At 45.6% G+C, this 9,584-nt stretch carries 1 protein-coding gene; it reads right to left on the reverse strand.

Annotated features, from left to right (window positions below):
* Positions 1–184 precede the first annotated feature (184 nt).
* The gene (locus AACX33_RS12210) at positions 185–9,481 is read right to left on the reverse strand and encodes a phytase (protein ID WP_194000475.1); all 9,297 of its coding nucleotides are present in this window, start codon (positions 9,479–9,481) and stop codon (positions 185–187) included.
* Between the last annotated feature and the right edge of the window lie 103 nt (positions 9,482–9,584).

The raw sequence follows: 9,584 nt of genomic DNA on the forward strand, positions 1-9,584 counted from the left end.
GAAAATATTTTACCATCTATCATCTGAGAACTTTTTGGGGTTTTGTCGATGTGCAGGGAGCAATTCTAATTTTATAATTTTTGTCATAAATACAACAGATAAATCAATATAAATATAAAAAATCAGAGCCACACCATAATACTTGGTATTGACTCTAATTGTTGTTTATGCAGTGAAATCTAACTTAGCCAACAGTCAAATTAACGCGGACAATCATATCGTTAAAGTCTTTGTCACCATGTTGTAGATCCTCAAAGCCAAAGACGTTATTTCCTAACATGGTAATGTGGTCTACCTGTGTGGAATTAGCGCCTAAGAATGGGAAATAAACTTGCTGATCATTCATATTTGCCGGACTGCCATCAGCAATAATGAATGGTGCGAAGATATAACCAGGCTCTAAAGTCGCTGTGTAAGTTGTTGTCCGGCGGTTATTTGTCGTGAGGTCAATACCTGGAATACGTGCATTAACGGCGGCTTGGGCGTAACCTACTTCTCCAGGAAGAATATCTGCTATGCGATCGCCGTTGATGTCAATACCGCCATTTTCATCAGTTACCCGATAGAAGCTGACGTAGTTATTAAAGGTTGCATCTCTGTTAACCACAAATTCCGCTTGTACAGATTGCGTAATCCCTCGTAAATCAATCAACTCAGATTGTGAGCCACTTTGTAAACCTGTACCTAAAGGTAATGGTTGCTCAGTCGCTTGAATCTTCACCTCGAAATCCTGGTAGGTTGAGCTTCTCAACGGTTTAACCTTCCAAGCTAAGGAAAATTCATCGTTGCCCAAGTCAGTAACTCTTTGAGTTGCAGCATCAGCAAATAGTACATCTGTGATGGGGATAACTCCAGCTTGGACTTCATCCGTTGTCCCATTTGGCACTACATAGAATCTCAGATTATCGCCTGAGTTAAATTCTACTAAGCGGGTGATGTTGTCCCGACTAAAGCCAGTAGGTAATCTATGCACAGCCGAGAAAATTGCTTGCGCCCGTCCTAATGCAGCTTCGGCATAACCTGCGTCCCCTGGTGCAATACCGTTGATTCTACCTTCAGCATCATCCACTGTAAATACACCCAATTCATTCTCCTGAGTTGGTCTGGTTCTGGTGAGACTAACTTGGAGTTGTACTGTGTCACTGCTACCGCGAATCGTAAAGGTATCGCTGCCAGAATTATTTACCAGTGGCACAAAATCGTTGTCGGCAATGGTGACAGTGGCAGTGTTGATACCGAGAACGTATTCAGGTTGATCAACTAAGTTGAGGATGACAGTTTCATCACCTTCGACTAAATTATCATCGACTGGGATGACCGTCACATCCACGAAGGTTTGACCGGCGGCGATAGTCGCAACGCTAGTGAGGTTGTTGTAATCAACGCCATTCGTAGCAGTACCATCGATGGTGTAGTTAACCGTTAGGGATTTACTGGTGTTACCAACGCGGGAAATGCGGAATACTCCTGGTTGATTGCCTTGTTCTGCTGCATCGGGAACCTGGGCTACAATACTAACTACAGGAGTACCCAAATTTAGCGGCTTATCTAAACCTAAGAGAATGATTTCGTTGTTGTCTATAGCAGGTGGTCTGCCGACTGAGAAGGGATAATTATTATCGTTAGCTAGTAGAAGTGTGTTTTGATCAATTACTACTACAGCTTCAATCGTCACGAAGGGAAAGGTAAACTTCGTGTCACCGTCTCCATTTAAATCATTGGGGTCACTGATATTCAATAAATCAACGATTTCCTCTTTGGCTACAAAACCATTGGCATCTTGTTGAGATAAATCAATCTTGAATATCTTCTTAAACTGGGCAGATGCACCTTGATTATTGTCTCGTTCAATGACCAGAAATTCATTTTCATTGATCACCGTTAATGCACCGATGGCGTGATTGGGTTGTTCCATGCGGTAGTAGCCAGCTAAACCCTGGTACTGTTTCGATTCGACATCAAATTCATAGATGCGTAAGGAATTAGCCGGATCACCAATTACAGTACCTTCCAACATGGGATAGATGGTTTTCTTATCCAGGCTGATAGCCATGCCTTCAAATCCGCGTGAACCGCCCAAATTTGCGAAAACTGGATCACCGATGATTTGTTGTAGGACTAAGCTACCTGTACCGGGGAAGTCAGAGAAGAAACCATCAACGCCTAAGTCTATGAACTGTTGATATTCTAGTTTGGGGTCGCCGTTGTAGTCTGGTGCGAGGAAGATGTCTTCGTTGCGGAAGGTGTAGGGGTGTAACAGCAAACCGACTGCATGGGCATCTTCTACCAAAGTTGTAGGTGCTTGGAGGACACCACCTGCACCAGTCGGGACAATCAGCCGCTTGTTGGGGCCAATACCGCTTGCGTAGGTAGCAATGATCGCTAATTCTGTGGGCTGGGTCAAGTCGCCGTAGGTGCGGGAGTCGCCACTGACTATAAAGTCATAAGGTCTAGCATTAGCACCACCCAGCAGTTGAACTAGGGGGATGTCAATGCCGGCGGCTGGCATGATGGATTGTTTCAGTTCCAGGAGATTGCCGACCTCGAAGGACTGAATAAATGTCCGGCTGGGGTCAGTGAAGTTTTCGGCTACTAAGGTGTCAACAATCATCTGACCTAGATTCATGTTGATGGCTGAACCATCTAAAAGTGTGCCTTCCGAAGCAAAGAAGGTGGGGTGCTTGGTTTCCGGATAAATGCCAATTTTGCGCCCGGTTTCCGCTTCTACCTGCTTCACCAAATCAATGATTTCTTGCAGGGTGGGAACTTTCAGCCCATCACCATCGAAATTGGTTCCCCGTAAGTCTGGCAGACGTTCAATGGAATTGAGGGTTTTGATTTCTGCTAGGGTGAAGTCTTCGCTAAACCAACCCCTGATTGTGCGACCATCAATAACTTTGGTAGTGAAGCGATCGCTAAATTCTGGACGTTCGTTAACATCAGTACTGGTGTCAGTTCTATTCACTGAACCATCATCATTGAGGATGGCTAAGGCATTTTCATGACGGGCGATTAGGTATCCGTCTTTGGTGGCTACTAGGTCAGGTTCAATGAAATCCGCCCCATCAGCGATCGCTAATTTATATGCTTCTAGGGTATGTTCTGGACGGGAACCACTAGCGCCCCGGTGTCCAATCACCAAAGGTGCAGAACCATCTAAGGTGGCAAACTCAGGGGGGATCAGCGCAGGGTTATCAGGAGAGATGACAAACTGCCCAGTTAATTGATCACGGACTTGGTTACCTGTGCCAGGAAAGTCTGTAAAGTAGCCATCAACACCTAAATTAATGAAATCTATGTATTCTAAAACTGGATTGCCGTTGTAGTCGGCAGCTAGGAAACGTCCTTCGTTGCGGAAGGTATAAGGATGTACCAGCAAACCTGCGGTGTGGGCATCTTGCACCAGTGTTGTGGGTGCGGTAAGGGTTTTATCAGCATCGTTAACAACGCCATCACCATTGACATCATCGGCTTGACCATCACCATCGGCATCAACACCTTGCACAGATTGAATCATCCGTTTCGAGGGGCCAATACCAGATGCATAGGTGGCAATTTCTGTTAAACCTGCTGGTGTCCGCAGGTCGGCATAGGTGCGGTCGTCGTCACTAACTACGAAATCATAGGGTCTAGTTTCAATCAGCGAACCATCAAGATTGATACCACCCGCACCGAATAACTGAACCAAAGGTATATTAGTTAACTGACTCAGTTCCTTGAGATTGCTGACTTCAAAGGATTGGATATAAATCCGACTGGGGTCAGTGAAACCAGTGGCTTCTAGAGTTGCTAGCAGGGGTTCTTCCAGTGACAAACCGAGGTCATCGTGGAAAGTGGGATGCTTGGTTTCTGGGTAAATGCCGATTTTCTTACCTGTATCAGCTTCTATTTGCTGAACTAACTCAATGATTTCCGCTAAAGTAGGAATTTCGTACAGACCGTTAAACACTTGAGTCCGGAAACCTTGGGGCATAATCGCCCGTAGTGTCTTGATTTCCGCCAAAGTGAAGTCAGAAACAAAGAAACCTTCTTCAGCCACCCCATCGACCATTTTCGTGGTGAAGCGATCGCTAAATTCTGGACGAGAGGCGACATCAGTGGTATTAATAATATTCGGTTCGTGACGGGCAATCAACACTCCATCCTTAGTAGCAACTAAATCAGGTTCGATGAAGTCTGCACCACGTTCAATTGCCAGTTTGTAAGCGCCCAAGGTATGCTCTGGTAGTTCACCGCTTGCGCCCCGATGTCCAATTACAATGGGTGGTTGACCATCAAGAGTATTTAAACTGACATAATTTGGTGTATCAATGGGAGCCTCTATCAGCTTACCAGTGGCATCGAAATGTAACAGATAAGGGCCAAATTCCTCGCCAATCCAGAAAGTACCATCGGCTGCAACGACCAGAGATTCAGGATCGAAATCTGAACCGGTTAATAAACGCTCAGTTGTATTCTCATTGATAATCTCGAAGGGAATTTTATTGTCAGGGTCGGATAGTTGCACAAAGTCCAAAACATTGACGCTACCATCACCACTCTCTGCACCCCGGAAACTGGGGTCAACGCGATAAATCCGCAGCAAGTAATCAGGACTATTAGCCTTGTTCCCAAACCCATTATCAGACAGGAACCAGAAGGAATTATCATCGGCAACCTGGACGGAACTAAATCCTTGAATCGGCTGCTGGGCAAAGGGTACATCACGGCCATTGGTATTACCTGTAATGGCATTTCCCGATGCTGGCCCTTCAGCAAAGGTATCAGCCGGGAGAGAAGCAAAACCGACCAGTGTAACTTGGGGTGTACTTGTCAAGTTATTGGGTAACTCCAGAATGCCCAGTCTTGCAGGAGTAGGTCCAGCCACACCAAAATCATTATCGTTCAATAAAGCTAGAGTATTGGGTGCTACCAATGCCAGACCTTCTAATTTTTCCACCCCGGTGTAACCCAACTGCGCTGCATTGGCAATTAAAGCTTTAGTTACAGGGGTAATATTGGCAGCAGCTAATTCAGCCGGGGATAGTTGTTCAATGGTCTTACCATCTGGCAAATTCAAGTTAGCCGAGTTATTAATGTTGGTGGCGGCGGCTAAATCAATCTCGTAAATCAGTTTATTAGCATCTGCACCAGACCGATCATCTCGTTCAACGACCGCAAACTTGCCATTACCTAATGAAACAGCATCGCCAATTTTGTCTGTTCTGGTGTTACCACTGCCTGTAATATCATCAAGCAGATACAAATACTCGCCCGTGACAGTTTTGGAGATGACATCAAATTCCAAAATTCTTAAATTCCGAGAATTTCTGGATGTAGCATCATTGGTGACATCAGGGTTATCAATGGCACTTTGAATAAAGGCGTAAAGTTTATTACCTTCCAGTGCCACAGCTTCAAAACCCCGGTTATTGCGGCGTTGGGCATAAACTTCTGGTAATACCTCAGTCCCAAAAGTGCCGACTGCTTGATCTGGGTCGGTTGCCGTGGCAGTGCCTTGGGGAATAAAGCGATCAATCAGTTTACCGTTGCTGTCAAAGTGGTAAATTGCCGGACGGTATTCATCCACCATCCAATAGTCACCATTGGGGGCGACGACAATTCCCTCTAAGTCAGCACCCAAAGGATCATTAGCTAGGGGATTATTGTCTAAATCCACACCAATTTCATCGGTGTACGCCAGACCACCAGCCCCACCTTGTAAGTTAGGCAATCCAGTTAATGGAGTTGTACCATCTTGGCGAAATAACCCAGTGCGTTTGGTAATGGTAATTTCCCCTGTGGATTGATTCAGTTCAAAGCTGACGATTTCTGGTTGGAAATCGGGTAATAAAAATGGTCTGTTGAAACCGGTGGGTTCGCCATTGGGGCCACGGTCTGTATGGGTGACAAACTTCAGGTTGCCATTGGCTGCCTTTCCTTGGAAGTATAATCCTGAGAAACCACCAAGGAGAATATCTTCTCCGGCGCTAGTTGTGCCTAATGTCGGTAGGTCTTGAAAGTCGTAGTTGGTTAGCTTGGGTTGTGCCATAGGATTACGCGGGTCGTAAGCGGTGGTATCAATGTTGAGTGGATTGGGGAAAGCATAAGCAATGTTTTCCCAAGGGACAAACTTAAAGTTGGCGTTGACGTTTTCTAGTTCGCCGTCATCTTCAACAAGTTTGCTTGGGTCGTTATTACCATCTTGGGTAACAAATAGACCATAGGGGAAGTTAGCACCCAAGGAGACATTAATCACATCTGCGCCGTCTGACTCTTGCACGCTGTCAATTGCGCCATTGTTACCAACGGCAAAGCGTCCTAAGTATTCGTTATTCCCTTGGCGGTTATAGACGGCAAAGGTGTTATCTCCTTGACTGGATGCGAGTAGGTAGCCTGTACCGTTAGCACCGTAGTAGATAGTCAGTCCTTCTACATCGGCGATGAGATTGCTACCACCTAATTCTTTAACCTGATCGATGAGTTTGCCAGTTGTACCGCCGTCGGGTTCGGCTTGGAACTTCCAGATGCCGACATTTTCCTGACCGATGTAGAGGAAGCCTGTTTCTTGGTCTGCCACCATACCTTCAGTTTGGGGGTCAAGTCCGGCTGTGGTGGGTATGGTGAACTGCCGGACTCGTTCCACCCCAATTTTGCCGTTACCTGTGTCAATCAGTTTGTACTGGGCAACATCTCCAGTGTCAGCACGATTGGCGAAGACATAGTAATCATTGGTGATGAGACTACGGTACATGGCTAGTCCGTAAGCGCTGCTTTCGTCGGCGGAATAAGGTGGGGCAAAGGGTGCGGATTGGAAGAGAGTGCCAATACTGCTGTCGGTAATGTCTTCTAAGTATTCACCTTCAGCGTTACCATTGGGGTTGATTTTGAAGAATACTAGTGTATCGTTTTGGCGATCGCTTGCAACAGCAATATCAACAGATTCCCCACCTAAATTAAAGCTGTATTGCAAATCAATGTTGTTGTAACGAATCCCACCAGGGTTAACTGTCTGCAATAAATTACCAGACAAGTCATAAACCCGCAGTCCAGCATCTTTGACTGCGGTCAATACCAAACTATCAGCCGAGTTGGTAGCATTCACATAAATTGCTGGGTCATCAGCATCAGCATTTTGATCGACAACAGACTGGGCTGGATCTTCATCGTTAAACAGGTCTGGACGGGTTTCAACTCTGGGTGCAGCAGTGGGGATGAGGTCTGCACTTAAAGTCAAAATTTGGGTGAATTGAGTCGCATTAAAGTTATTATCACTCACTAACACAATGGACTGACGGCCATCTGCGAGTGTGGGGCCAAAGGCTAAACCTTCAACGTTATCTAGTCCAGTGTCTAAATTTAAATCATCGAGATTTAACAGCAAACGCTTTTGGGCGGGTTGAATAGCTGCAAATTGTTCAGTACTTAAATCATTAAGAGAATCGTAGAAGCTAATATCAGTTGCACCTTGGAGGCTGATTTCGTAGATTTTAATCGTGTTACCGACACCCACAGCAAAAGAGCGTTCTAATGCAAGTAAAGTGCCACGATTATTGATCGCCAGTAAATCCACTAAACCATTGTCACTGAAGCCTGTTTCCGGTACTGGTGGTACAGCTACTGGGTCAGTGATATAGAGATATTCCTTTTCTGGCTGTCCAGAAAATAGGTTGTATTGCAAAATCCGGGAAGGACTACTACTGAAAACTGAAGCCCTTTCACCGTCTTGAATCAGGGCGTTTTCTGTGGCGGTGTATAAAGTCTTTTGGTCTGGTGTAATAGTCAGACTTTCAAAAGCTAAATTATTCCGCACCCCAGAGATTTGGGTATCACCAGCATTAATTATCCCATCGCCGTTGGTATCTGCGACGACTGGTAAAAACTTACTCGGTACAGGTAAAGAACGCAATTCTTCCCCAGTTAAGGAAAACTCTTTAATAAAGGGGTCACTAACACGACCGGCATTAATATTAGCTTCACCTTCAGAGGAAACAAAAATCGTCCCATCTTCAGTCAGGGCAATACCTTCAGGGTCAACAGTGAGGGCGGCAAAGAAATTACCGTTAATATCTTTCAGGGGAGTGACATTAGTAAAGGTTACCGCAGATGTCGCCGGATCAAGTGTGAAAGTATAGAAACGCGCCGGGCCATTTTGCGAGCGATCGTCTGAGATAGAGTAATAAAGATTATTTGTGCGATCGTAGGTAACACCTGACAAGCCTCCCATTGGGATAGTGACACCGTTCACCGTTCCCGCTTCACCAGGGGGAATAAAGCCTGTGGTAAAAGTAGTTTGTCCTTCAAACGTGACTTCCGCGAGGGTTTTACCTGCTTCCGTTGCGCCAGTCTGCACATCTACCCACACTAAACGATGGTCGGAACTAGGGAAAGGAAAAGTCCCGACTAAGGAGAAATTTGGGTCTGTATTCAGAGGCCAAAAAACTTCAGAATTAACAATTTGCAAATCAGCCGAAGGTAGCACATAGTCAGCACGCAGATTACCAGGATTTCCATCGGCAAAGTCTGCGGTATCAAAAGCCGAGTTACCTCCGTGATTGAGGTTAGCACCACCTTGTAAATCTGACTGTTGGATAGCACCAACACTGCTGGGAATGGAATTAGTATTGATAGCAGGGTTCTGCAATAGTTGGAGGATGGCACGATCAAAACTGTCCCCATCAACAGGATCGGCGTTTTGGTCACCCATAATTACAAAGCGGGAACCAGGATTTAAACCACCCAATTGACCCTGATCATCATAGATGTAATTGCCTTTTCCAGGGCTGATATAGTCTGACCACAGGCGAATTTCGTCATGGTTGCGTTTACCGTTGCGGTCTTCCGTCCCATCAAATACAGGGGGTGTGGGATGACTGGCGAGGACGTGAATGATTTCGCCGTTGACTTGAATTGGGATATCCCAATGACTCTTGGAAGAGAGACGCAAAACTTCTTGTTCCTCGGCTGAGTACCAAGGAGTGTCAGAATCAGGAAGAGCGATCGTAGATAGTAAAGAATCCGGCATATCCTTCCAGAGAAAGTTTTGGAAGGTGCGGACATTGGCAGTATCAATGGGATATTTGGATAACAACAACATCCCGAACTGACCAGGGTAATTTCCAAAGCCAAAGGCATCATCACCATATCCCGGTGCGCCTGGAGTGGTAACTACTGTGCCGTTGTTATCTAAATCAAAGCCAGAAGAAACACCTGTGTTGGAGGGTGCTATATAAAAGTAGGGATATTCAACGGGAGTTGCACCGTTTTGACTGACAGCGAGATAATTTTGCAGAAATTGTTCAACAGCTGCTGTGGGATTCCCTTCAAAGTAATCAAATTCATTAATCAGCAGCACATCTGGCTGATTGCGCTGTATTATTTCGGCAACCGCTTGGGCTTGAGGATTATTAGGGGTAGATAAATCGCTGACTAATTGACCATCAGCGTTGCGGTTCAGGGAAGCATTGAACTGAGAGAAGCGGATTGTACTGGTAGATACCATGATGTTACTCCTGAAGTCGATAAGTCGTAATTATGAGTAAACGAACCACAGAGGCGCAGAGTACACAGAGGAATAAGGGTTTGATAGAGTTTTTGCGTAAGTC

It is taken from the genome of Nodularia sp. LEGE 04288, from assembly GCF_963896525.1.
GTDB lineage: Bacteria > Cyanobacteriota > Cyanobacteriia > Cyanobacteriales > Nostocaceae > Nodularia.